Raw genomic sequence first — 23,710 nt, 5'->3', positions numbered from 1 at the left:
ACGGGGCTGGCACTAGAGTATGCGCGCGCAAGATGCCGGTCAGCCGTTCGCCCATCGCTGTCGTGTCTATTACGAGGACACCGATGCGGGCGGAGTCGTCTATTACGTCAACTACCTCAAATTCATGGAGCGGGCCCGTACCGAGCGACTGCGTGGGCTGGGATTTTCCCAATCGACGCTGGCCGGTGAGGGGTCGCTGTTCGTCGTGCATTCCAGCGAAGCGCGCTACCACGCGCCGGCGCGACTGGACGACGAGTTGGTGGTCAGCGCCGACGTGTATGAGTTGAACCGTGCCAGCCTGCGCTTTCGTCAGCAGGTCAGGCGGGCTGCGGATAACGTGCTGCTCTGCGAAGGGCAGTTTCTGGTGGCCTGTGTGCGCGCCGATAATTTCAAACCCCGGGCCATGCCCCCGTCTCTGCGAACGGCGTTCGCGGAGCAGGGTGACGGTGCCGGTACATCTACTGCAGGAGAGTAAGCGTGGAAGCCAACGCAAATGCCGTTGACCACATGTCGATGTGGAGTCTGATCAGCAACGCCAGCCTGGTGGTGCAGTTGGTGATGCTGACCTTGGTGGCCGCATCGGTCATCTCGTGGGTGATGATTTTCCAGCGCAGTAATTTCCTGCGCTCGGCCAAGCGTTCGCTCGACAGTTTCGAAGAGCGCTTCTGGTCGGGCATCGACCTGTCCAAGCTCTATCGTCAAGCGGGCAGCAATCCGGATCCAGACTCGGGCCTGGAGCAGATCTTCCGCGCCGGCTTCAAGGAGTTCTCCCGTCTGCGCCAGCAGCCAGGCATGGACCCCGATGCGGTGATGGATGGCGTCGCCCGTTCCATGCGCGTCGCCATTTCCCGCGAAGAAGAGAAGCTGGAAACCAGTTTGCCGTTTCTCGCCACCGTCGGCTCCACCAGCCCGTACATCGGTCTGTTCGGTACCGTGTGGGGGATCATGAACTCCTTCCGCGGCCTGGCTCAGGTGCAGCAGGCAACCCTGGCCACCGTCGCGCCCGGCATCGCCGAAGCGCTGATCGCCACGGCCATTGGCCTGTTCGCCGCTATTCCGGCGGTCATTGCCTACAACCGTTTCGCCGCTCGCGGTGAAATGCTGATCGGTCGCTACTACACCTTCGCCGATGAATTCCAGGCGATCCTGCACCGCAAAGTACACAGCAGCGAAGAATAAGCTTCCGGCGCACTCAACACAGGTTTCAATACCATGGCCAGAGCCAGAATTCGCAACAGACGCAAGCCCGTCGCCGAGATGAACGTGGTGCCTTACATCGACGTGATGTTGGTGCTGCTGGTCATCTTCATGGTGACGGCGCCGATGCTCAATCAGGGCGTCAAGGTCGACCTGCCGCAGGTCAGCAGCGAAGTGCTGCCCCAGGATAACGACTCCCAGGTGCTGACCATCTCCATCAAGTCCGACAAGTCGTACTACTGGAACATGGGCACCGAGGTTGACACCGATACCGTTCAGGATCGTGCGCTGACGCTCGACGAGATGACTCGTGCGGTGACCGCCATCATCAACCAGACCCGCAGTCAGGGTAAGCAGGTGCAAGTGTTCGTGCGCGGCGACAAGGCTGTCGACTACGGCACCGTGATGTCCGCCATGGGCGGCCTGCAGCAGGCGGGCGTGGGTAACGTCGGCCTGATTACCGAGGCGCCCTGATGCAGCAGCGTGAACGCTCACCTTCGGAAAGCCTGTTCTGGCCGGTGGTCTGGGCCGTAGGGCTGCACGTGCTGATGTTCGGCATGCTGTTCGTCAGTTTTGCCTTCGCGCCAGAGCTGCCGCCTGCAAAACCGATCGTGCAGGCTACCCTGTACCAATTGAAGTCGCAGAGCCAGGCCACCACCCAGACCAATCAGAAGATTGCCGGCGAAGCGAAGAAGACCGCTGCGCCGCAGTTCGAAACCGAGCAACTCGAACAGAAAAAAGCCGAGGCTGAAAAGCAAGCCCAGGCCAAGGCCGAAGCGCAGAAACAGGCGCAGGCCAAAGCGGCGGAACAAAAGAAAGCCGAAGAGGCTCAAAAAGCCGACGCGGCCAAGAAGGCCGAGGCGGATGCAGCGGCCAAGGCTGCTGAACAGAAGAAACTTGCTGATGTAGCCAAGGCGAAAGCTGCACTGGAGGCCGACAAGAAGAAGGCCGCCGAAGCCGAGGCCAAGAAGAAAGCCGCTGAAGATGCCAAGAAAAAGGCAGCTGAAGAGGCGAAGAAAAAAGCAGCAGCCGACGCCGCTAAAAAGAAAGCAGCCGAGGATGCCAAGAAGAAAGCGGCGCAGGCTGCCGAACGCAAGGCTGTCGAGGACAAGAAAGCGGCGGCACTGGCCGAACTGCTGTCCGAGGATACCGAGCGCCAGCAGGCGTTGGCCGAGACGCAGGGCGACCAAGTGGCTGGAAGCCTCGATGATTTGATCGTCAAGCTGGTGAGCGAGCAGTGGCGTCGTCCGCCGTCAGCTCGCAACGGCATGAGCGTTGAAGTGCTGATCGAGATGCTGCCTGATGGCACCATCACCAATGCCAGCGTCAGCCGCTCCAGTGGCGATGCGCCTTTTGACAGTTCAGCGGTACAAGCGGTGCGCAACGTGGGGCGTATCGTGGAAATGCAGCAACTTGATCGCGCCACGTTCGATCGGCTCTACCGGCAGCGTCGTGCCGTCTTCAAACCGGAGGATTTAGGTCTGTGAATACCCTGATGCGAATCGTTGTACTGGGTCTGGCCATGCTGGTCGGTACCGTGCAGGCGGCTGACCCTTTGGTCATCAGTACCGGTACTGATCGAGCCACGCCCATTGCCGTAGTGCCATTCGGCTGGCAGGGCGGCAACGTCCTGCCGGAAGACATCTCCACCATCGTCGGCAACGACCTGCGTAACTCCGGGGTCTTCGAACCGATTCCGCGGCAGAACATGATCAGCCTGCCGACCCAGGGCAGCGAAGTCATCTACCGCGACTGGAAAGCGCTCGGCGCCCAGTACGTGCTGGTTGGCAACATCGTTCCCAACGGCGCGCGCCTGCAGGTGCAGTTCGCACTGTTCAACGTGGCAACCGAGCAGCAGGTGCTGACCGGCACCGTGGGTGGCGGCACCGATCAACTGCGCGACATGGCTCACCACATCGCCGACCAGTCGTTCGAGAAGCTCACCGGTGTTAAAGGCGCTTTTTCCACGCGCATGCTGTACGTCACCGCCGAGCGTTTCGGGGTGAACAACACCCGCTACACCCTGCAGCGTTCCGACTATGACGGCGCTCGCGCGGTAACCCTGCTGCAGTCGCGCGAACCGATCCTCTCGCCTTCGTTCGCCTCCGATGGCAAGCGTATCGCCTATGTGTCGTTCGAGCAGAAGCGCCCGCGCATCTTCGTTCAGCACATCGATACCGGCCGCCGTGAGCAGGTCACCAACTTCGAAGGCCTCAATGGCGCACCGGCCTGGTCGCCGGATGGCACCAAGCTGGCGTTCACCCTGTCGCGTGACGGCAACCCGGAAATCTATGTAATGGACATGGGCTCGCGAAACCTGCGGCGCGTGACCAATCATTCGGCTATCGATACCGAACCGTTCTGGGGTAAGGATGGCCAGACCATCTATTTCACCTCCGACCGTTCCGGCAAGCCGCAAATCTATAAGACCAACATCAACTCTGGTGCGGTCGAACGAGTGACCTTCGTCGGCAACTACAATGCCAACCCTAAATTGTCCGCCGACGAAAAAACCCTGGTAATGATTCATCGCCAGGATGGTTACACCGTGTTCAAGGTAGCGGCTCAGGACCTCGAGCGTGGCAATCTGCGCATTCTATCCGACACAAGTTTGGATGAGTCGCCTACTGTTGCGCCCAATGGCACCATGCTAATCTACGCTACCCGCCAGCAGGGGCGGGGAGTCCTGATGTTAGCGTCCACCAATGGTCGCGTTAGGCTCCCTCTACCTACCGCTCAAGGCGAAGTTCGAGAGCCATCCTGGTCCCCCTTCCTGAACTGATGCGCGGTGCTTTACCTGTTTGATGCTTAACACACTGGGGTTCATTAGGAGTTACACATGGAAATGCTGAAATTTGGCAAGTTTGCTGCACTGAGCCTGGCTCTCGCCGTGGCTGTTGGCTGTTCCTCCAAAGGCGGTGACACCGCTGGCGAAGGCGCTGTAGACCCGAACGCTGGCTACGGTGCAAACACCGGCGCCGTTGACGGCAGCCTGAGTGAAGAAGCCGCTCTGCGCGCTATCACCACTTTCTACTTCGAATACGACAGCTCTGACCTGAAGCCGGAAGCCATGCGCGCTCTGGACGTTCACGCCAAGGACCTGAAAGGCAACGGCGCTCGCGTCGTTCTGGAAGGCCACGCTGACGAGCGCGGTACCCGCGAATACAACATGGCTCTGGGCGAGCGTCGTGCCAAGGCCGTACAGCGCTACCTGGTTCTGCAGGGCGTTTCCCCTGCTCAGCTGGAAGTTGTTTCCTACGGTGAAGAGCGTCCTGTTGCCACCGGCAACGACGAGCAATCCTGGGCTCAGAACCGTCGCGTCGAACTGCGTAAGTAATTCGATATGCGAACGTGCCGACGTGTAGTAACCGTTTTGGCTCTGAGCCTGCCGCTTGCGGCCTGGGCTCAGGTTCCCGTTCAGGATGGCAGTACCGGCAACGGTAGTGGTTATCCGGCAAGCGGTGGCGGCACGTCCGGCGCCTACGCTGGAGGTGGGGTGCAAACTCCATCTACAGCGCAGGGCATGCTGTTCAGTCAGCTCCAGCAGATGCAGCAGGAAATTGCGCAACTGCGTGGCATGCTGGAAGTGCAGCAGAACGATATTCAGCGTTTGAAGCAGGAAGGCCTGGAGCGTTATCAGGACCTCGACAAGCGACTGAGCAGTGGGGCCGCCGCTGGCGCAGCCGCCACCCAGAATTCTCCTGCCGCGGGTGCCAATACCGGCGCCGGTGGTGCTTCCGCAGGTGCAGGTGACGCAGGGGCGCAGGCTTCCGGCGAGCCGGCTGATCCTGCCAAGGAAAAGCTGTTCTACGATGCAGCTTTCGACCTGATCAAAGCCAAGGATTTCGACAAGGCCAGTCAGGCTTTTGCCGCGTTCCTGCGTCGTTATCCCAATAGCCAGTACGCTGGTAATGCGCAGTACTGGCTGGGCGAAGTGAACCTCGCCAAGGGTGACCTGCAAGGCGCCGGCCAGGCGTTTGCCAAGGTCAGCCAGGCATACCCGCAGCACTCCAAGGTGCCGGATTCGTTGTACAAGCTGGCCGACGTTGAAATCCGCATGGGTAACAACGACAAGGCCAAGGGTATCCTGCAGCAGGTCATCGCACAGTACCCGGGTACTTCCGCCGCACAGTTGGCGCAGCGCGACCTGCAGCGAATCCGCTGATTTGGCATCTGCCTACGAAACCCGCGCCTGTCGCGGGTTTTTTGTTTCTGTCGAAACTCACGTGGCGTAATGCCGCGTCCGGGCAATGGCTTGCGCCATACCATTTCGTTTAGAATTGCCGCCCTTTTTCGCAACGGAGGCGGATGGCCTGTTTCGCCGTCACGCCCGGTGCCCCTATGAAAGATACCCTGCGCATCACCGAGATTTTCTTCTCGCTGCAGGGGGAAGCGCGTACCGCCGGCTTGCCGACGGTATTCGTGCGCCTGACCGGCTGCCCCCTGCGCTGTCAATACTGCGACACCGCCTACGCGTTCAGCGGCGGCGAGCTGCATACTCTGGATACCATCCTGGAGCAGGTGGCTAGCTACCGGCCCCGCTATGTCTGCGTGACTGGCGGTGAGCCGCTGGCGCAGCCGAACTGCATCCCTCTGCTCGAGAAGCTGTGCGACGCTGGCTACGACGTTTCCCTGGAAACCAGTGGCGCGCTCGACGTTTCGGCTGTCGACCCGCGGGTCAGCAAGGTCGTGGACCTGAAAACTCCAGGCTCGGCCGAGATGGGCCGCAACCGCTATGAGAACATCGTGCACCTGCAGCCGCGCGATCAGGTCAAGTTCGTGATCTGTTCGCGGGAGGACTACGACTGGTCGGTGAGCAAAGTCATTCAATACGATCTTTCCGAGCGAGTCGGCGAAGTATTGTTCTCGCCCAGTCATGGGCAGGTCAGTGGCCGTCAGCTGGCCGAGTGGGTGATTGCCGACAACCTGCCAGTGCGCATGCAATTGCAGCTGCACAAGGTTCTTTGGAACGACGAGCCGGGGCACTGATATGAGCGACAAGAAAGCGGTCATCCTGTTGTCCGGTGGCCTTGATTCGGCGACCGTCGTGGCGATGGCCAAGGAGCAGGATTATAGCTGCTACAGCATGAGTTTCGACTATGGGCAGCGTCATCGCTCCGAGCTGCAGGCGGCCGAGCGGGTAGCGCGCCAGCTCGGTGTGGTCGAGCACAAGGTCATTGGCATCAACCTCGATGGTATCGGCGGCTCGGCGCTGACCGATGCCAGCATCGACGTACCGCAGAGCCCGACCATGGGCATTCCGGTCACCTACGTGCCGGCTCGCAATACCGTGTTCCTGTCCCTGGCGCTGGGTTGGGCCGAGGTGCTCGGAGCGCAGGACATCTTCATCGGCGTCAACGCGGTGGACTATTCGGGTTACCCCGATTGCCGGCCGGAGTTCGTCAAGGCGTTCGAGCACATGGCCAACCTGGCGACCAAGATGGGTGTCGAAGGGCAGCGCATTCGCATCCAGGCGCCGCTGCAGATGCTCAGCAAGGCCGAGATCGTGCAGGCGGGTTCGCGTCTGGGAGTCGATTACGGCCTGACCGTTTCCTGCTACCTGGCGGACGCCGACGGCCGCGCCTGCGGCAGGTGCGATAGCTGCAGGTTGCGCGCCGCCGGCTTTGCCGCGGCCGGCATGCCCGACCCGACGCGCTATCAGTAAAAAAAGTTTTTGGCGGGTGTTGAATTCCTGAATTAAATCAGTATCATAGCGCTCGCACCACGGGTCGTTAGCTCAGTTGGTAGAGCAGTTGGCTTTTAACCAATTGGTCGTAGGTTCGAATCCTACACGACCCACCATCTCAAGCCTTCAAAGCGAAGGCGCACTAAAAAGCCCGAATCTCGAGAGAGATTCGGGCTTTTTAGTTTCCGCTTGGTGGAGCCGGGCTGGCAGCTCATGGAGCTGCCAGCAGCGCGGTTTACACCTTGACGATCCAGCCTTGCGGCGCTTCGACGTCACCGGATTGCACGCCGGTGAGTTCGGCATACAGGCGGCTGACCACCGGGCCCACTTCCTTCTCGCTGTAGAACACGTGCAGCTTGCCGTTGTACTCGATGCCGCCGATCGGCGTAATCACCGCTGCGGTGCCGCAGGCGCCGGCTTCCTTGAAGTCGCCCAGTTTGTCGATGAACACGTCGCCTTCGACGACCTTCAGGCCCAAGCGGCTTTGCGCCAATTCGATCAGTGACAGGCGCGTGATGCCTGGCAGCACGGATGGCGATTTCGGGGTGACGAACTCGTCGTTGTGGGTGATGGCGAAGAAGTTAGCCGAACCGACTTCCTCGATCTTGGTGTGGGTCTGCGGGTCGAGGTAGATGCAGTCGGCGAAGTTGTTCTTCTTGGCCTGGGAGCCGGGCATCAGGCTGGCCGCGTAGTTACCGCCGACCTTCGCGGCGCCAGTACCCTGGGGCGCAGCGCGGTCGTAACCGGAGATCACGAAGTTGTTCGGCTTCATGCCGCCCTTGAAGTAGGGGCCGACCGGGATGCAGAACACCGAGAAGATGAACTCGGGTGCGGTGCGCACGCCGATGTTGTCGCCCACGCCGATCACGAACGGACGCAGGTACAGTGCGCCGCCCGAGCCATATGGCGGGATGAAGCGCTCGTTGGCCTTGACCACCTGCTTGCAGGCTTCGATGAATTGCTCGGTCGACGGTGCCGGCATCAGCAGGCGCGCGCAGCTGCGCTGCATGCGCAGAGCATTCTGGTCGGGGCGGAACAGGTTGATCGAGCCGTCCTTGCAACGGTAGGCCTTGAGGCCCTCGAAGCACTGCTGGCCGTAGTGCAGGGCGGTCGAGCCCTCGCTGATGTGCAGGACGTTGTCTTCGGTCAGCGTGCCCTGATCCCAGTCACCGTCGCGCCAGTGCGACAGGTAGCGCTGGTCAGTCTTGATGTAGTCGAAACCCAGCTTGTCCCATTCGATGTTTTCGTAAGCCATGACATCCTCAATCGCTAAACGGTCACTGCGGGGCACGCGTATGTCCGTTGGTTTTTCCAGGGTGATCGTACGAGCGCGTGCTCATACGATCAGGTAATAGGGTGGGCTGTATGGTCCATCAGGCCTCATGGAGGCTCGCCTGACGGATAACGATGGCCGTAGTGGTGATGATGCGGCGGATTATCGCGGCGATCAACCGATGTCGCGCCGGCAGATGGGGCGAGATTGAAAAACCTTCGCCAATGCCCTTACCATGCGCGCCCGCGCAGGGCCTGCGCCGCCCCGTGTCGGGCGTTCTGGCCATGCAGGGGGCCGACCGGCGCAGCGCGTCTGGCGGTATACTCCACGTCCCGTGCAGATAGACCTCGATAGGGCCTGACGACATGACGCAGATCGCCGAACGACTTCTTGTCCAGGCTCACCTCGATGCCAAGCAGCCAGAGATGCTGACGGCGGAGCAGGAAGCGTTCTACCGTGATGAAATTGGCAAAGAACTGAAGCGCCAGAACGCCGTCCTGGTTGCCCACTATTATTGCGATCCGGTGCTCCAGGCATTGGCCGAAGAGACCGGCGGCTGCGTGTCCGACTCCCTGGAAATGGCGCGCTTCGGCAACCAGCACCCGGCGCAGACCGTGCTGGTCGCGGGCGTCAAGTTCATGGGCGAGACGGCGAAGATTCTCAACCCGGAAAAGCGCGTGCTGATGCCGACACTGGAGGCCACCTGTTCGCTGGACTTGGGCTGCCCGGTCGACGAGTTCGCCGCGTTCTGCGACCAGCATCCGCAGCGCACCGTGGTGGTCTACGCCAACACCTCGGCGGCAGTGAAGGCGCGCGCCGACTGGGTGGTGACCTCCAGTTGCGCGGTGGAGATCGTCGAGCACCTGATGGATAACGGCGAAAGCATCATCTGGGCGCCGGATCAGCACTTGGGCCGCTACATCCAGAACAAGACCGGCGCCGACATGCTGCTTTGGGACGGTGCCTGCATCGTTCACGAGGAGTTCAAGGCCCGTCAGCTGGAAGAGATGAAGGCGCTGTACCCGGAGGCTGCCGTGCTGGTGCACCCCGAGTCGCCGACGGCGGTGATCGAACTGGCCGATGCGGTCGGCTCGACCAGCCAGCTGATCGCCGCTGCCCAGCGCATGGCCAACAGGACCTTTATCGTCGCCACCGACCGCGGCATCTTCTACAAGATGCAGCAGGTGTGCCCGGACAAGGAATTCGTGGCGGCGCCGACCGCTGGTAACGGCGCCGCCTGCCGCAGCTGCGCCAACTGCCCGTGGATGGCGATGAACACCCTGCAGCGCACCCTGCAGTGCCTGCGCGAGGGCAGCAATGAAGTGTTCGTGGATCCGGCGTTGATTCCGCGGGCCATCAAGCCGCTCAAGCGTATGCTGGACTTCACCCAGGCCGCGCGCCTGAAACTGGCCGGCAACGCCTGACCGTGGGCTCGAGGCGCTATCGCCCGATAGCGTCTCGGCTTGGCTGCGCCGTCAGCCGCGCAGCATTTCCTCGGTCATGCGTTTTTCTTCGATCAGCTCTTTCTGGCGCGCATCGATGCGCGAGGCCATCTGGAAGTTGTTGGCCGCACGGCGCTTGGCGAAGTCGAGCTGCTCGATGGCCTGGTTGAAATCGCCGACCAGAGCGAAGTATTCGGCGCGGGCCTGATGCAGGCCGATGGTGTTGCCGCTCAGCCCGCGCACTTCCGCCACCTGATACCAGACATCCGGATCCTTCATGCGCCGCTTGAGCAGGTCATTGAGCGCCTGTTCGGCGTCGGTGATCTTGCGTTGCTTGAGCAGCAGGTCGATGCGCGCCTGATTCACTGGGTAGTTGTTGGGATACAGCTCGAGCATGCGGGTGACGCGCTGCTCGGTAGCCGGCAGGCGATTGGCCGCCGAGTCCAGGCTGATCTGCGCCAGGTTGTAGGTGATGTCGTTGGGTGCCTTTTGCAGCAGCGGCGCGAGCACGTCACGCGCTTCGTCGAACTGGCCGCCCTTGATCAGGGCGATGGCCAGGCCGTAGCGGGCTGCATCCATGTTCGGGCTTTCGTCGAGCTGGGCGCGGAAGCGCTTGGCGGCGATGCCGGGCGTTTCTTCGTAGGTTAACTGAACGCGGGTGCGCATCAGCTGATAGCGCAGGCTGTCTTCGGTGCCGCCGCCCGGGAACTGTTCCGCGCGGTTGCGGGTGTCGGCGATCCGCGACTCGGACACCGGGTGCGTCAGCAGGAATTCCGGCGGCATGCGGTCGTAGCGGTACTGGCGCATCAGGCGCTCGAACATGCTCGGCATCGAGCGCGGGTCGTAGCCGGCCTTCTCCAGGTTCACCAGGCCGATCCGGTCGGCTTCCTGCTCGTTCTGCCGCGAGAAGCGCCGTTGTTCCTGGATGGCGGCGGCCTGGGTCGAGGCGATGGCGGCAATACCGGCATCGCCGGCCCCGGCTGCGGCCGCGACGATACCAGCGAGCATCGCCGCCATCACTGGCAGCTGCATGCGCTGCTGAGCTTCCAGGCCGCGGGCGAAGTGGCGCTGCGACAAGTGCGCCAGTTCGTGGGCCAGTACCGAGGCGTATTCGCCTTCGGTCTGCGCATAGAGGAACAGGCCGCCGTTGACGCCGATGATCCCGCCGGGTGCGGCGAAGGCGTTGATCTGCGGGCTGTTGAGCAACACGAATTCGAGGCGCCGGTCCTGTACCTGGCTGGTTTCGGCCAGTCGGTAGACGCTGCTTTCGACGAAATCCTTGAGCTGCGGATCTGACAGCTGGCTGACCTGGCCACGCACGATGCTCAGCCAGGCGCGGCCCAACTGGTATTCCTGTTGCGGCGACACCAGCGCGGAGCTGGCATCGCCGAGGGAGGGCAGGTCGCTGGCCATGGCCGGTTGTGCCAGCAGGCAGGCGAGCGTCAGCAGGGTGGGGCGCAGAACATTCATGCACAAGGCTCTTGTTTGATCAGTGCCGTACTGTAGCCGGGCAGGCACTTGCCTGACCAGCGCCGACGGGCCATGGGTTATGCTGTGTGCCGGTAAATGGGAGGGGCTTATGAGTGATGTGTCAGGTTGGCAGGGCGAGCATCAGGCCGAGCTGGACGCCTGTGGGCTGAATTGCCCGCTGCCGCTGCTCAAGGCCAAGGTGGCGCTCAATGGCCTGGCCAGCGGCGAGGTGCTCAAGGTGTCGGCTACGGATGCCGGATCGCAGCGCGACTTTCGTGCGTTCGCGCGACTGGCGGGTCATGCGTTGCTGCGCGAGGAAACCGAGGGCGAGGTGTTTCGTTACTGGCTGCGCAAGGCGTAACTTTAGCGCCACTGCGTTGAATGAAAAATGCCGCTCGAGAGCGGCATTTTTCATATGTATCAGGCTTTGTTCAGAGCCTGAGCAGCGGCCAGCACTTCGTCGACATGGCCGGGTACTTTCACCCCGCGCCATTGCTGACGCAGCACGCCATGCTTGTCGATCAGAAAGGTGCTGCGGTCGATGCCCAGGTATTCCTTGCCGTAGAGCTTCTTGAGTTTGATCACGTCGAACAGGCCGCAGACGCTTTCGTCCTTATCCGAGATCAGCTCGAAGGGAAAGCCCTGCTTGGCCTTGAAGTTCTCGTGGGTCTTCAGGCTGTCGCGCGATACCCCGACGATCACCGTGTTGGCCGTGGCGAAGGTCGTGTGGGCATCGCGAAAACCCTGGCCCTGGGTGGTGCAGCCCGGGGTGTTGTCCTTCGGGTAGAAGTAGATCACCAGTTGCTTGCCCTTGCAGGCCGCCAGGTTGAAATCGCCACCGGTGGCCGGGGCGCTGAAGTCGGGAACGGGGGCGTCGATGGCGATGGCCATGGGGCAGGGCTCCTTAAGGATTCTGGGGGCGCCAGGGTTCGATCAGGGCATCCAGGTTCAGCGCGTCGGCGAAGTCCAGGAACTGGTCGCGCAACCAGCTGATCTGGGTGCCGGCTGGCAGGGTGACGGTCAGCGTGGCGTTGAGCATGGTGCCGCCGGTCTGTGGCGCCTGGTAGGTGTCGCAGGTCAGCGCTTCGAGCTCGACGCGATGGTCGATGAAGAACTGGCACAGTTCGTTGAGGATGTCCGGGCGGTACACCGAACTGACGTAAGCCACGTAGGGCAGCGCCTGGGGACGCACTTCCTGGGCGGCGCTGCGGATCACGTTGGCGGTGAACTCGTGCTTCTTGGCCAGGGCGGGCAGGCCGGCTTCCAGTCGCGCCAGGGCGTCCCAGTTGCCAGAGAGCTGCAACACCAGCGCGCTGAGTTCGCCGTGACGGCTCAGGCGCGTGCTGATGACCGCGCAGCGGTTTTCATGGCTGGCCCGGCACAGCACATTGGTCAGCTCCATGGCGTTGCTGCCGAGCGCACTGATGACGAGGAATTGTTCGCGAACTGGGGGGGTGGACATGCAGCCTTCCTAAACGTTGGACGCCCGGCGCTATAAACAGCGCCAAACAAACTCGCAGGGTAGCGAAAAGCGCTCGCCAGGGGAATGACCTGATGGGGTCGGGCGCGCGTAATGCCAGTAATCACAGCCACCTGGTCGCTTGTGCAAGGCTGGTGGCGCCAGTACCATTACGGCTCTCTTTTTCGGCAGGAGCGGTTGCATGATTGCGGGCAGTATGGTGGCACTGGTCACGCCCATGGATGCGCAGGGTAATCTCGACTGGGAGGCCCTGAGCAAACTGGTGGACTTCCACCTGCAAGAGGGCACCCATGCCATCGTCGCGGTCGGCACTACCGGCGAGTCGGCGACGCTCGATGTCAACGAGCACATCGAAGTCATCCGCCGCGTGGTGGATCAGGTCGCCGGGCGCATTCCGGTCATTGCCGGCACCGGCGCCAACTCCACCCGCGAAGCGGTCGAGCTGACCCAGAATGCCAAGACCGCCGGCGCCGATGCTTGCCTGCTGGTCACCCCGTACTACAATCGGCCGACCCAGGAAGGCCTGTACCTGCACTTCCGCCATATCGCCGAAGCCGTGGCCATCCCGCAGATTCTCTACAACGTGCCGGGCCGTACCGCCTGCGACATGCTGCCGGAAACCGTCGAGCGGCTGGCCAAGGTCGACAACATCATCGGCATCAAGGAAGCCACCGGCGACCTGCAGCGTGCCCGTGACATCCTCGACCGCGTGGGCTCGAACTTCAGCCTGTACTCCGGCGACGACCCGACCGCTGTCGAGTTGATCCTGCTCGGTGGCAAGGGCAACATCTCGGTGACCGCCAACGTGGCGCCGCGTGCCATGAGCGACATGTGCACGGCTGCCATGCGTGGTGAAGCGGCGATCGCCCGCGCCATCAACGACCGCCTGATGCCCCTGCACAAGAACCTGTTCATCGAAGCCAATCCGATTCCGGTGAAGTGGGCCCTGAATGAAATGGGCATGATGGCCGACGGCATTCGCTTGCCGCTGACCTGGTTGAGCCCCCGTTGTCACGAACCGCTGCGTCAGGCCCTGCGCCAGTCCGGTGTATTGGTCTAATCGAGGAACTACGACGCATGAAGCGACTGGCCGGACTTTCCGCACTTGCCCTGATCATCACCAGCACCAGTGGCTGTGGCTGGATCTGGGGTGAAAATGGCTACTTCCGCGACCGCGGCAGTGATTACCTGAGCGCGCGGCAGACCGCGCCGATGCAACTGCCCGCCGACGTCGAAGCCAAGCGCCTCGACCCGTTGCTGCCGGTTCCCCAGCAGATTCGCGACAGCGAGGCCAAGGGCGAATACGAAGTGCCGCGCCCGCAGGCGCTGGCCGTCAGCGACAACGTCAGCGAGTTCAGCCTGCAGAACAGCGGCGACTCCAGCTGGCTGGTCGCCCAGCGCGTGCCGGCCGAAGTATGGCCAGGTGCTCGTCAGTTCTTCGAAGACGGCGGCTTCCGCATCGTCGACGAGCGCCCGCAGACCGGTGAATTCAGCACCGACTGGCAGCGCTTCGACGCGCTGTCCAGCAGCATGCAGAGCCGCCTGACCGGCCGCGTCGGTGGCCTGGACGGCAACACCGAAACCCGCGTGCACGTACGCCTCGAGCCTGGCGTGCAGCGCAATACCAGCGAAATCTTCGTGGTTACCGCGCAGCGCCCGGCAGGTAGCAATACCGACGTGCCGTTCACCGAACGCAGCGTCAACAAGACCCTGGACGCCGCACTGCTCGACGAACTGCAGGCGAGCCTGACTCGCAGCACGGAGCAGGGCGGTTCGGTTTCGCTGCTGGCCGGCCGCGACTTCGATGCGCCGAACCGCGTAGCGCTGTCGCAGGATGGCAACGGTAACCCGATCCTCAACCTGAGCACCGACTTCGACCGCGCCTGGTCTGGTGTCGGCCGTTCGCTGCGCATGGCCGACCTGCGCGTCGACGACATCAACCGCACGCTGGGCGTGTACTACGTCAACCTCGCCGAAGGCCCGCAGCGCAGCAACGAGAAGCCTGGCTTCTTCAAGCGCATGTTCGGCGGTTCGGAAGACAAGGACGCCATCGAGGCACGCGCCGAGCGCTATCAGGTACGCCTGACCGCCGTAGGCGACACCGTGCAGGTGACCGTCGAGAAGGACATCAACACCGTGGCGCCGGCCGACGTGGCCCGCCGCGTGCTGGACATGATCCAGGAGAACCTCGGCTAGGCATTCCTGGCACGCGGTTGGCGATAGGCGAAACCCCATGGGGTTTCGCCTTTTGTTTTCACAGGCAGGGCGTTTCCCTGTCGACCCTTAAGCCGTGGCGCGTCCGTTCGACGCCGTGCGGTGCGACATTCACGCGACGAGGCGGATCTCGACATGACCACACCTTCCCTGAGCCTGAAAAAGATCTATTCGGGCAAAGTCCGCGACCTTTACGAGATCGACGACAAGCGCATGCTGATGGTCGCCACTGATCGCCTGTCGGCCTTCGACGTGATCCTCGAGCAGCCGATTCCGGACAAGGGCAAGATCCTCACCGCCATCTCCAATTTCTGGTTCGACAAGCTCGCCCACGTGGTGCCCAACCACTTCACCGGTGATCGCGTCGAAGACGTGGTGCCGGCTGCCGAACTGCCGCTTGTCCAGGGTCGCGCCGTGGTCGCCAAACGCTTGAAACCGGTCGCCGTGGAAGCCATCGTGCGCGGCTACATCGTCGGCTCCGGCTGGAAGGAATACCAGAAGAGCGGCACCGTGTGCGGCATCGCGCTGCCGGTCGGCCTGAAGGAAGCGGCCAAGCTGCCCGAGCCGATCTTCACTCCGTCGACCAAGGCCGCCGTGGGCGACCATGACGAGAACATCAGCTTCGCCCAGTGCGAAACGATCATCGGTGCCGAGCTGGCTGCCAAGGTGCGTGACACCTCCATCGCCCTGTACAAGGCAGCGGTGGAATACGCCGCCACCCGCGGCATCATCATCGCCGACACCAAATTCGAATTCGGCCTCGACGAAGACGGCACCCTGACCTTGATGGACGAGGTGCTGACGCCTGATTCCAGCCGCTTCTGGCCTGCCGACAGCTACGCCGAAGGCACCAACCCGCCGAGTTTCGACAAGCAGTTCGTGCGCAACTGGCTGGAGTCCACCGGCTGGAACAAGGAGCCGCCGGCCCCGGCCGTACCGGCCGATGTCGCCCAGAAGACCGCCGACAAGTACCGCGAAGCGCTGACCCGGCTCACCGCCTGATCACGCGTTCAACGCAGACGCCGCCGTTGCCGAAAGGGAGCGGCGGCGTTTGCGTTTTGCTCACCCGCAAGCCCAATCCAGCTGGTGCCTCCTGCAGCTTGCGAGTTTGGCGTTCGCGAGGGCCGCGTCGCAGCCTTTTCTCGCCGTGGCGCTTGGTGTAGGTTAGTGCGTGGGTGCCACCGCAGTTGCGGCAAGGCAGGTTCATTTCCGTGCTGGTCGGGCCGCCAGCGCAGAGCACACGCCGCATGATTCCAGCCTTCTCTCGCCAGTTCTTTCCCTTGCATCCGCACATGTTTTTCACCGTTTCCCAGACTCGCACTGAAGCCTCGATGGGAGCCGCCGAGCGATGAGCCAGTTGGAGTCGGACCAGGAAAGCGGTCCCCGTTATCTCGGCTACGCGCGCGCCAGTGAGACCCCCAATCTGCTCAGCCAGCTGTTCGGCCTGGAACTGGCGGGTTGTACCCGGCTGGTGTCCGAGCAGACCAAGAACAACTGGCGCAACCGCCCGGAACTGACCCGCCTGCTCAGCGAACTGGGCCCTGGCGACGTGCTCACCGTCACCAAGCTCGATCGCCTGGCGCGTAGCACCCGGGAGCTGCTGGAAATCGCCGAGCGCATTCATATCAGTGGCGCAGGCCTGCGCAGCCTGTCCGAACCCTGGGCGGACACCACTACCGAGAATGGCCTGGCCGTGCTGGCAGTCTTCGCCGGCATCGTCGAATTCGAGCGCTCTCTGATTCTCGAGCGAACCAAGGACGGCCGTGAGGCGGCCAAGGCGCGCGGCGTGAAATTCGGCGCCAAGCCGACGCTGACCAACGAGCAGATCGACGAGGCGAAACGGCTGATCGATCAGGAAGGCCAGTCGGTCGATCAAGCGGCCAAGGCGCTCAACGTGCATCGCTCCACGCTTTATCGCGCGCTGCGGCGGGTGGAGAAGCAGTAACCCCAAGAACGCTATCCACTCGCGCATGTGCCTATAAGTCGGGCATCAGCCTCGCAAGGCGAGCAGCGACTCGATGGTCGCGGTGGAGCCACCGCATACGATGACCAGTACGTTGTTCAACTCAGCCAGGGAAGTCTTGCTTCCATACAGCACTGCCAGGGCTGCGCCACAGGCTGGCTCGACCAGGGTGCGGTGATCGTTCAGGTAGGCCAGGCAAGCCTCCACGGCCTCTCGATCCGAGACCTGAACAGGTATCACGGGCCGCTCTTCTGACACTTCGAAGGCTCTTCGGCAAACCTGACGCGCTGCAAGGGAGGTCGCGACCCCGGAAACCGCCGGGATCTCCACGAGCTGGCCTGCGCTGATGGAGGCCTGCAGCGATGCGGTTCCCTGTGTCTCGACCGCATAGATCGGCACATTGACGAGGCCATTGCGACGCAAGCCTTCATCGACGCCGGCCAGGAGGCCGCCACCGCCGACAGAGAGCACAACGGCATCCGGGCGTAGGCCATCGGCGACGACCTCATCGATCATCGATGCATGACCGGTCCACAGAAGCGGATCGTCGAAGGGATGGATAAAGGCGTCAGCTGCCGTCTGCAAGGAACGCGCAAGCTCGTTGGCCTCGAACCAGGACTCGCCGTGAACGATCACTTCAGCCCCTTCCAGCTTGAGCAGGGTTCGTGCGCGCTCCGAACTCGTCTGCGGAACGACCACGATAACCGGTACACCCAGGCGACGCCCGGCATAGGCGACGGCGAGCCCGGCATTGCCGCCCGAGGACGAAATGAAGCGCTCGGCACCCCTTGCATGGTGTTGCTCACAGGCGAAGCCAACGCCGCGAATCTTGAAGGACCCGCCTGGTTGCATGGCCTCCATCTTCATCCACACCTTGGTACCGACACGGTTACTCAGGGGCAGCGATTCCAGAAGAGGGGTCTTGATGCTCAGCGACATGCTTTCAACTCCGTGTAATGGCTTAACTCGGTTCATGGCCTGCGGATGTGATACTTACAGCTGGATTCTCGCCTCGTTCGTCGAGCGCGGGCCTGCGTTTTTCCAGGATTTTTCAAGGCCGACACGATAACGCGTCGACAGGAAGTGGCGACAAGAATACTTGCTCATCTGCAGAGGGATAAGCTGGGCAGGTTCACTTCGACAGCGGCCACGAGAGTCCTGGCGTCACTTCTCATCTCTTCCGCAAACAGCCGTGTCGCTCCGTCAGCCCTGGGCTGACGGGCTATTCGGAGTTTTCTGCAAAAACTCCAGAGCTTTCCGCAAGAAGCCGTCATCGTTCTGCCTCTAAATTCCGCCATCCGCTTCTGCAAGCCTGTGATCGCCAGATCCTCGTATCTGGGCTAGACCCAAAGCAGGGGTACCCCATAGATAATCCCTACAAGAGGATGGGCGTGATGTTCAAAGCCAGCCAGGTCTTGCAGCCGGAGTTTCTCGCGCAGATATCCGCCGCCAAAGCCGCCGATTTCTTTCCCGCCATCAGTGCCAACTACAACGTCGACGAGACGGCGTACTTGGAGGAGCTGCTCAAGCTCGCCGATCCCGGTGCCGCCGGCATCGAGGGCATCCGTCAGCAGGCGCGTAGCCTGATTCAGGACGTGCGCGGCCGCGACAATGCGGTCGACACCCTCGATGCACTGCTGCGCCAGTACAGCCTGGATACCCAGGAAGGCCTGATGCTGATGTGCCTGGCCGAGGCGCTGTTGCGCGTGCCGGATGCCAGCACCGCCGATGCGCTGATTCGCGACAAGCTCAGCGCCGCCGAGTGGGAACGGCACTTGGGCAAGAGCGACAACGTGCTGGTCAACTTCGCGGCCTGGGGCCTGGTGATGACCGGCAAGGTGGTCGATCCGCACGCTGCCGACGGGCGCCCGAAGAAGGTGCTCGGCCGCCTTATCCAGCGTTCCGGCGAGCCGGTGATTCGCGCGGCGATGAACCAGGCCATGAAGCTGATGGGCAAGCAGTTCGTGCTCGGTCGCACCATCAGCGAGGCGCTGAAGAACGGTCGCCCGGAACGCGAAAAGGGCTACACCTATTCCTTCGACATGCTTGGCGAAGCGGCCCTGACCGCCGAAGACGCCGAGAAATACATGGCCGACTACCGCAAGGCCATCGACACCGTCGGCGCCGAGCCCCAGGTCGGCCCCGGCCCGAAGCCGTCGATCTCGATCAAGCTCTCTGCGCTACACCCGCGTTATGAAACGGCCCAGCGCGAGCGCGTGCTCAGCGAGCTGTTCGCCAACGTGCGCGAGCTGGCCATCCGCGCGCGCAAGCTCAACGTCGGCATCTCGGTGGACGCCGAAGAGGCGGATCGCCTCGAACTGTCCCTGGAGCTTTACGAAAAGCTGCTGCGCGATCCGGCCATCGCCGGCTGGGGCGAGTTCGGCCTGGTGATCCAGGCGTACTCCAAGCGCTGCCTGCCGGTGCTGGTGTGGCTGACCCTGCTGGGCCGCGAGTTGGGCGAGAAAATGCCGTTGCGTCTGGTCAAGGGCGCCTACTGGGACAGCGAGATCAAGCAGTGCCAGGTGTGGGGCCTCGACGGCTACCCGGTGTTCACCCGCAAGGAGGGCACCGACACCTCATATCTGGCCTGCGCGCGCTATCTGCTCAGCGATTTCACTCGCGGCGTCATCTACCCGCAGTTCGCCAGCCACAACGCCCATACCGTCAGTTGCATCCTGGCCATGGCCGCCGAGCAGGCGTCGCCGCGCGAGTTCGAGTTCCAGCGCCTACACGGCATGGGCGACGCGCTGTACGACACGGTGCTGGAGAAGCACCGCAAGACCGTACGCATCTACGCCCCGGTCGGCGCCCACAAGGATCTGCTGCCGTATCTGGTGCGACGCCTGCTGGAGAACGGTGCCAACTCGTCGTTCGTGCACCAGTTGGTCGACCCGAGCGTACCGGTCGAGTCGCTGATCGATCACCCGGTCACCCAGCTGCGCAAGTTCGCCAGCCTCGCCAATAACAAAATCCCGCTGCCGCCTGCGCTGTACGGGGCCACACGGAAAAACTCCCAAGGCATCAACATGAACATCCAGACATCGCTGACCGAACTCGAAAACGCCTACCGTCCGCAGTTGGATCGCCAGTGGCAGGCGGCGCCGGTGATCAATGGCCAGACCCTGAGCGGCACCGCTCAGGAGGTTCGCTGCCCGTATGATCTGAACAAGGTGGTCGGCACCGCCCAGTTCGCCACCGCCGCCCAGGCCGCCCAGGCGCTGGATGGCCTGAGCGCTGCCTGGCCGAACTGGAATGCCACCACCATCGACGCCCGTGCCAGCGTGCTCGAGCGCCTGGCCGACCTGCTGGAAAAACACCGTGCCGAGTTGATGGCGCTGTGCACCGTGGAAGCCGGCAAGTCGATGCAGGACGGCATCGACGAGGTGCGCGAGGCAGTCGACTTCTGCCGTTACTACGCCCAGCAGGCGCGCCTGAAACTGGGTCGCGAAGAACTCAAGGGCCCGACCGGCGAGCGCAATGAGCTGTTCCATGAAGGCCGCGGCATTTTCGTTTGCGTGAGCCCTTGGAACTTCCCGCTGGCCATCTACCTCGGTCAGATCACTGCTGCTCTGGTGGCCGGCAACGTGGTGCTGGCCAAGCCGGCCGAGCAGACCAGCCTGATCGCTGCCCGTGCCCTGGAACTGATGTTCGAAGCTGGCTTGCCGAAGGACGTTATCGCCTTTCTGCCGGGCGACGGTGCCACCCTGGGCGGCGTGTTCTGCCGCGACCCGCGCGTGGCCGGCGTGTGCTTCACCGGCTCCACCGATACGGCGCGGATCATCAACCGCCAACTGGCCGAGAAGGACGGCATGATCGCCACCCTGATCGCCGAGACCGGCGGCCAGAACGCGATGATCGTCGACTCCACCGCACTGCCCGAGCAGGTGGTCAAGGATGCCGTCGGCTCGGCCTTCACCAGCGCCGGCCAGCGTTGCTCGGCCCTGCGCGTGCTGTACGTGCAGCGCGATATCGCCGACCGCGTGATCGACCTGCTCAAGGGCGCCATGGCCGAACTGAAGATCGGCCCGACCCACCTGCGTGAGAACGACATCGGCCCGGTGATCGATGCCGAGGCCCGCGAAGGCCTGCTGGTGCATATCGACCAGCTGAAAGGTGAGGGTAAGCTGATCGCCGAGGCTGCGGTGGCAGGCGACCTGAACGGTTATTTCGTCGCGCCGGTGGCCTTCGAGATCGGCGGCATTCACGAACTGAAGAAAGAACAGTTCGGCCCGGTGCTGCACGTGGTGCGCTACGACGCTGGCGATCTGGAGAAGGTCGTGGCAGCCATCAACGCCACCGGTTACGGATTGACCCTTGGCATTCACAGCCGAAACGAGGAAACTGCCGCCCGCATCGAAGCCCTGGCGCGTGTCGGCAACCTGTACGTGAACCGCAACCAGATCGGTGCGGTGGTCGGCGTGCAGCCGTTCGGCGGTTGCGGCCTGTCCGGCACCGGCCCGAAGGCCGGCGGCCCGAGCTACTTGTTGCGCTTCGTCAACGAGCGCACCACCTCGGTGAACACCACGGCGGTGGGCGGAAACGCCTCATTGCTGTCGCTGGGCGACGAGTAACAGACAACGGGTGGGAATCGATGAGATTTCTGCCCGTTTTGCTATTGGAAACCTCGAAAAACCACTGAGTTTTCAGAGGTGCCCTATTGGGGCTAACGCCCTGAATCGGTAACGCCGCCATGAGAGTGGCGTACCTGGAGCACGACCTTAGGGTCTGTCCGAAAAGTCTCCGAGCGCAGGTACTTTTCGTACAGAGCCTGGTCGTGATGTGCCAACTGGACCGGCTAATCCCCGGTTTGAATAAAAACAAACGAGAGGGGCTTTCCCCAATGACTGCAAGTACTCCCATGCTGGTCACCTTCGTGGTCTACATCCTGGCCATGGTGCTGATCGGATTCGTTGCCTACCGTGCGACCAAGAACTTCTCCGACTACATCCTCGGCGGTCGTAGCCTCGGTAGCTTCGTGACGGCGCTGTCCGCCGGTGCCTCGGACATGAGCGGCTGGCTGCTGATGGGCCTGCCGGGCGCCATCTTCATCGCCGGTATCTCGGAAAGCTGGATTGCCATCGGCCTGATCATCGGTGCCTGGCTGAACTGGCTGTTCGTCGCCGGTCGTTTGCGCGTGCACACCGAGCACAACAACAACGCCCTGACCCTGCCGGACTATTTCACCCACCGTTTCGAAGACAACAGCAAGGTGCTGCGTATCTTCTCGGCGCTGGTGATTCTGGTGTTCTTCACCATCTACTGCGCCTCGGGCGTGGTAGCCGGTGCGCGCCTGTTCGAATCCACCTTTGGCATGAGCTACGAGTCCGCACTGTGGGTTGGCGCAGCGGCCACCATTCTCTACGTGTTCGTAGGCGGCTTCCTGGCGGTGAGCTGGACCGACACCGTGCAGGCCACCATGATGATCTTCGCGCTGCTGATCACCCCGGTGTTCGTGATTCTTGCCCTGGGCGACTTCGATGCGGCGATGACCACCATCGAGCAGGCCAATCCGGCCAACTTCGACATGTTCCGCGGCCTGTCCTTCATCGCCATCGTGTCGCTGCTGGGCTGGGGCCTGGGCTATTTCGGCCAGCCGCACATCCTGGTGCGCTTCATGGCGGCCGATTCGGTCAAGTCGATTCCGGCGGCGCGCCGTATCGGTATGATCTGGATGATCCTGTGCCTGGCAGGTGCCGTGGCGGCCGGCTTCTTCGGCATCGCCTACTTCGCCAATAACCCCGACCTGGCTGGCCCGGTCAGTGAGAACGGCGAACGCGTGTTCATCGAACTGACCAAGATCCTCTTCAACCCATGGATCGCCGGTATCGTGTTGTCGGGCATCCTGGCGGCGGTAATGAGCACCCTGAGCTGCCAGCTGCTGGTGTGCTCCAGCGCCCTGACCGAAGACTTCTACAAGGCCTTCCTGCGCAAAGGCGCCAGCCAGACAGAACTGGTCTGGGTCGGCCGCCTGATGGTGCTGCTGATCGCCATCGTCGCCATCGCCATTGCCTACAACCCGGAAAGCAAGGTGCTGGGCCTGGTGTCCTACGCCTGGGCTGGTTTCGGCGCGGCCTTCGGCCCGGTGGTGATCCTGTCGCTGGTGTGGAAGGGCATGACCCGTAACGGCGCCCTGGCCGGCATGGTGGTCGGTGCGTTCACCGTGGTCATCTGGAAGGAGTTCATCGGTCTGGGTCTGTACGAGATCATCCCGGGCTTCATCCTCGCCACCCTGGCCATCGTCGTGTTCAGCAAGATCGGTCGCCCGGCCTCGCCAGCGATGGTCAAGCGCTTCGACGAAGCCGAGAAGGAATACCAGGACGCGCACATCTGATCGCGCTTGCGTAGTTTCGTCGAACGAAGGCCCGGACTCTGTCCGGGCCTTTTCATTGGTGCCTGCTGGTAAGCTTGCGGCCCAGCCATCAGGAACTCGCCATGACCTCATCCAAAGACCCGCTGCACGGCATCACCCTGCAAGCCATACTGACCGAACTGGTCGAGCAATTCGGCTGGGAAGGCCTGGCCCAGCGCATCGACATTCGCTGCTTCAAGAGCGACCCAAGCATCAAGTCGAGCCTGACTTTCCTGCGCAAAACGCCCTGGGCGCGGGAGAAGGTGGAGGCGTTGTATCTGAGGCAGAAGCGCTAGGGTTCGCTGGCGATAGGGAAAGGCGCGAGCAAGGCCGCAGCCGACGGTAAGCAGAGTTTATCTGGTAGGAGGGGCTTTAGCCGCGAGCTCTTTACGTTCTACACGCTATACATGAGCTGTGGTTTACCAGCGTTATCGCGTTGTTCATGCGTTCGGTTCCGCTCTGACGAGCGGGTTTCTTTTGGCATCGCCCCAAAAGAAACCAAAAAGTCTAGCCCCGACATCCGGCCCCAGCTTCGCTGGGGTTCCCTCGCTCCATCATTGCTCCGAGGGCACGCCGCGAAGGGCCATCCCTGGCCCATCGCGGCTCTCGCGGCATCCATGCCGCTCAACCCTCTCC

23 protein-coding genes and 1 tRNA gene are annotated in these 23,710 nt (G+C 62.5%); 19 read left to right on the top strand and 5 right to left on the bottom strand.

Annotation, left to right across the window (positions count from 1 at the left end; translation table 11 throughout):
• The first annotated feature begins 19 nt into the window (after positions 1–19).
• The 10 genes from ybgC to BVH01_RS20555 all read left to right on the top strand — a co-directional run bounded on the left by ybgC (position 20) and on the right by BVH01_RS20555 (position 6,999).
• Positions 20–475, top strand: a complete 456-nt coding sequence (gene ybgC / locus BVH01_RS20600) for a tol-pal system-associated acyl-CoA thioesterase (RefSeq protein ID WP_075932108.1) — start codon at positions 20–22, stop codon at positions 473–475.
• 32 nt (positions 476–507) lie between these two features.
• The gene (gene tolQ, locus BVH01_RS20595) at positions 508–1,179 is read left to right on the top strand and encodes a protein TolQ (protein WP_075932129.1); all 672 of its coding nucleotides are present in this window, start codon (positions 508–510) and stop codon (positions 1,177–1,179) included.
• Between the two features lie 33 nt (positions 1,180–1,212).
• Entirely contained in the window at positions 1,213–1,671 is a 459-nt protein-coding gene (tolR, locus tag BVH01_RS20590; RefSeq protein ID WP_070881690.1) for a protein TolR, read from the top strand.
• Positions 1,668–2,684 (top strand): cell envelope integrity protein TolA, encoded by a 1,017-nt coding sequence (gene tolA, locus BVH01_RS20585; protein ID WP_139317883.1) that lies wholly within the window; start codon positions 1,668–1,670, stop codon positions 2,682–2,684. The genes tolR and tolA overlap by 4 nt, the downstream gene beginning before the upstream one ends.
• On the top strand, positions 2,681–3,979 hold the full coding sequence (gene tolB, locus BVH01_RS20580) for a Tol-Pal system beta propeller repeat protein TolB (protein WP_075932106.1): 1,299 nt from the start codon (positions 2,681–2,683) through the stop codon (positions 3,977–3,979). The genes tolA and tolB overlap by 4 nt, the downstream gene beginning before the upstream one ends.
• A gap of 57 nt (positions 3,980–4,036) precedes the next feature.
• The gene (gene pal, locus BVH01_RS20575) at positions 4,037–4,534 is read left to right on the top strand and encodes a peptidoglycan-associated lipoprotein Pal (protein ID WP_070885435.1); all 498 of its coding nucleotides are present in this window, start codon (positions 4,037–4,039) and stop codon (positions 4,532–4,534) included.
• A gap of 6 nt (positions 4,535–4,540) precedes the next feature.
• The gene (gene ybgF / locus BVH01_RS20570) at positions 4,541–5,362 is read left to right on the top strand and encodes a tol-pal system protein YbgF (protein WP_075932105.1); all 822 of its coding nucleotides are present in this window, start codon (positions 4,541–4,543) and stop codon (positions 5,360–5,362) included.
• Between the two features lie 176 nt (positions 5,363–5,538).
• Positions 5,539–6,186 (top strand): 7-carboxy-7-deazaguanine synthase QueE, encoded by a 648-nt coding sequence (queE, locus tag BVH01_RS20565; RefSeq protein ID WP_075932128.1) that lies wholly within the window; start codon positions 5,539–5,541, stop codon positions 6,184–6,186.
• Between the two features lies 1 nt (position 6,187).
• Positions 6,188–6,862 carry a 7-cyano-7-deazaguanine synthase QueC gene (queC, locus tag BVH01_RS20560; protein ID WP_075932104.1) on the top strand — a complete coding sequence of 225 codons (675 nt, stop codon included), beginning with the start codon at positions 6,188–6,190 and terminating at the stop codon, positions 6,860–6,862.
• 61 nt (positions 6,863–6,923) lie between these two features.
• Positions 6,924–6,999, top strand: a tRNA-Lys gene (locus BVH01_RS20555).
• A 119-nt stretch (positions 7,000–7,118) separates the two neighbouring features.
• Here BVH01_RS20555 and BVH01_RS20550 read toward each other — a convergent pair.
• Positions 7,119–8,138 (bottom strand): branched-chain amino acid aminotransferase, encoded by a 1,020-nt coding sequence (locus BVH01_RS20550; RefSeq protein ID WP_075932103.1) that lies wholly within the window; start codon positions 8,136–8,138, stop codon positions 7,119–7,121.
• 383 nt (positions 8,139–8,521) lie between these two features.
• Between BVH01_RS20550 and nadA the strand changes: the two genes are divergently transcribed.
• Positions 8,522–9,580 carry a quinolinate synthase NadA gene (nadA, locus tag BVH01_RS20545; RefSeq protein WP_075932102.1) on the top strand — a complete coding sequence of 353 codons (1,059 nt, stop codon included), beginning with the start codon at positions 8,522–8,524 and terminating at the stop codon, positions 9,578–9,580.
• 51 nt (positions 9,581–9,631) lie between these two features.
• Here the strand turns inward: nadA and BVH01_RS20540 are convergent, their stop codons facing one another.
• Positions 9,632–11,068: a M48 family metalloprotease gene (locus BVH01_RS20540; protein WP_075932101.1), complete on the bottom strand. Its 1,437-nt coding sequence runs from the start codon at positions 11,066–11,068 to the stop codon at positions 9,632–9,634.
• 109 nt (positions 11,069–11,177) lie between these two features.
• On the opposite strand from BVH01_RS20540, the gene BVH01_RS20535 reads away from it, so the two are divergent.
• Positions 11,178–11,429, top strand: coding sequence for a sulfurtransferase TusA family protein (locus tag BVH01_RS20535; RefSeq protein WP_075932100.1), 252 nt, complete (start codon positions 11,178–11,180; stop codon positions 11,427–11,429).
• Positions 11,430–11,488: 59 nt separating this feature from the next.
• On the opposite strand, the gene BVH01_RS20530 is transcribed toward BVH01_RS20535, so the two are convergent.
• Positions 11,489–11,959, bottom strand: coding sequence for a peroxiredoxin (locus BVH01_RS20530; RefSeq protein ID WP_075932099.1), 471 nt, complete (start codon positions 11,957–11,959; stop codon positions 11,489–11,491).
• Positions 11,960–11,972: 13 nt separating this feature from the next.
• Positions 11,973–12,530: a glycine cleavage system protein R gene (locus tag BVH01_RS20525; protein WP_075932098.1), complete on the bottom strand. Its 558-nt coding sequence runs from the start codon at positions 12,528–12,530 to the stop codon at positions 11,973–11,975.
• 199 nt (positions 12,531–12,729) lie between these two features.
• On the opposite strand from BVH01_RS20525, the gene dapA reads away from it, so the two are divergent.
• The 4 genes from dapA to BVH01_RS20505 all read left to right on the top strand — a co-directional run bounded on the left by dapA (position 12,730) and on the right by BVH01_RS20505 (position 16,707).
• On the top strand, positions 12,730–13,608 hold the full coding sequence (gene dapA, locus BVH01_RS20520; RefSeq protein ID WP_075932097.1) for a 4-hydroxy-tetrahydrodipicolinate synthase: 879 nt from the start codon (positions 12,730–12,732) through the stop codon (positions 13,606–13,608).
• Between the two features lie 17 nt (positions 13,609–13,625).
• Positions 13,626–14,744 carry an outer membrane protein assembly factor BamC gene (gene bamC / locus BVH01_RS20515; RefSeq protein WP_075932096.1) on the top strand — a complete coding sequence of 373 codons (1,119 nt, stop codon included), beginning with the start codon at positions 13,626–13,628 and terminating at the stop codon, positions 14,742–14,744.
• A 153-nt stretch (positions 14,745–14,897) separates the two neighbouring features.
• A complete protein-coding gene (locus BVH01_RS20510) occupies positions 14,898–15,764 on the top strand; it encodes a phosphoribosylaminoimidazolesuccinocarboxamide synthase (RefSeq protein WP_075932095.1) in 867 nt (288 codons plus the stop codon).
• 346 nt (positions 15,765–16,110) lie between these two features.
• Complete coding sequence (locus BVH01_RS20505; RefSeq protein WP_075932094.1) at positions 16,111–16,707, top strand: recombinase family protein; 597 nt, start codon at positions 16,111–16,113, stop codon at positions 16,705–16,707.
• A gap of 45 nt (positions 16,708–16,752) precedes the next feature.
• Here the strand turns inward: BVH01_RS20505 and BVH01_RS20500 are convergent, their stop codons facing one another.
• Positions 16,753–17,664 carry a pyridoxal-phosphate dependent enzyme gene (locus tag BVH01_RS20500; protein WP_075932093.1) on the bottom strand — a complete coding sequence of 304 codons (912 nt, stop codon included), beginning with the start codon at positions 17,662–17,664 and terminating at the stop codon, positions 16,753–16,755.
• Positions 17,665–18,119: 455 nt separating this feature from the next.
• On the opposite strand from BVH01_RS20500, the gene putA reads away from it, so the two are divergent.
• The 3 genes from putA to BVH01_RS20485 all read left to right on the top strand — a co-directional run bounded on the left by putA (position 18,120) and on the right by BVH01_RS20485 (position 23,370).
• A complete protein-coding gene (gene putA / locus BVH01_RS20495; protein ID WP_075932092.1) occupies positions 18,120–21,296 on the top strand; it encodes a bifunctional proline dehydrogenase/L-glutamate gamma-semialdehyde dehydrogenase PutA in 3,177 nt (1,058 codons plus the stop codon).
• 269 nt (positions 21,297–21,565) lie between these two features.
• Positions 21,566–23,056: a sodium/proline symporter PutP gene (gene putP / locus BVH01_RS20490; RefSeq protein WP_075932091.1), complete on the top strand. Its 1,491-nt coding sequence runs from the start codon at positions 21,566–21,568 to the stop codon at positions 23,054–23,056.
• A 101-nt stretch (positions 23,057–23,157) separates the two neighbouring features.
• Positions 23,158–23,370, top strand: coding sequence for a VF530 family DNA-binding protein (locus BVH01_RS20485; RefSeq protein ID WP_075932090.1), 213 nt, complete (start codon positions 23,158–23,160; stop codon positions 23,368–23,370).
• The last annotated feature ends 340 nt before the right edge of the window (positions 23,371–23,710 follow it).

This window comes from Pseudomonas sp. PA1(2017) (assembly GCF_001945375.1).
Lineage (GTDB): Bacteria > Pseudomonadota > Gammaproteobacteria > Pseudomonadales > Pseudomonadaceae > Aquipseudomonas.
Note: the sequence above shows the minus strand (reverse complement) of the source record. Positions and strands in the feature narration are given on the sequence as shown.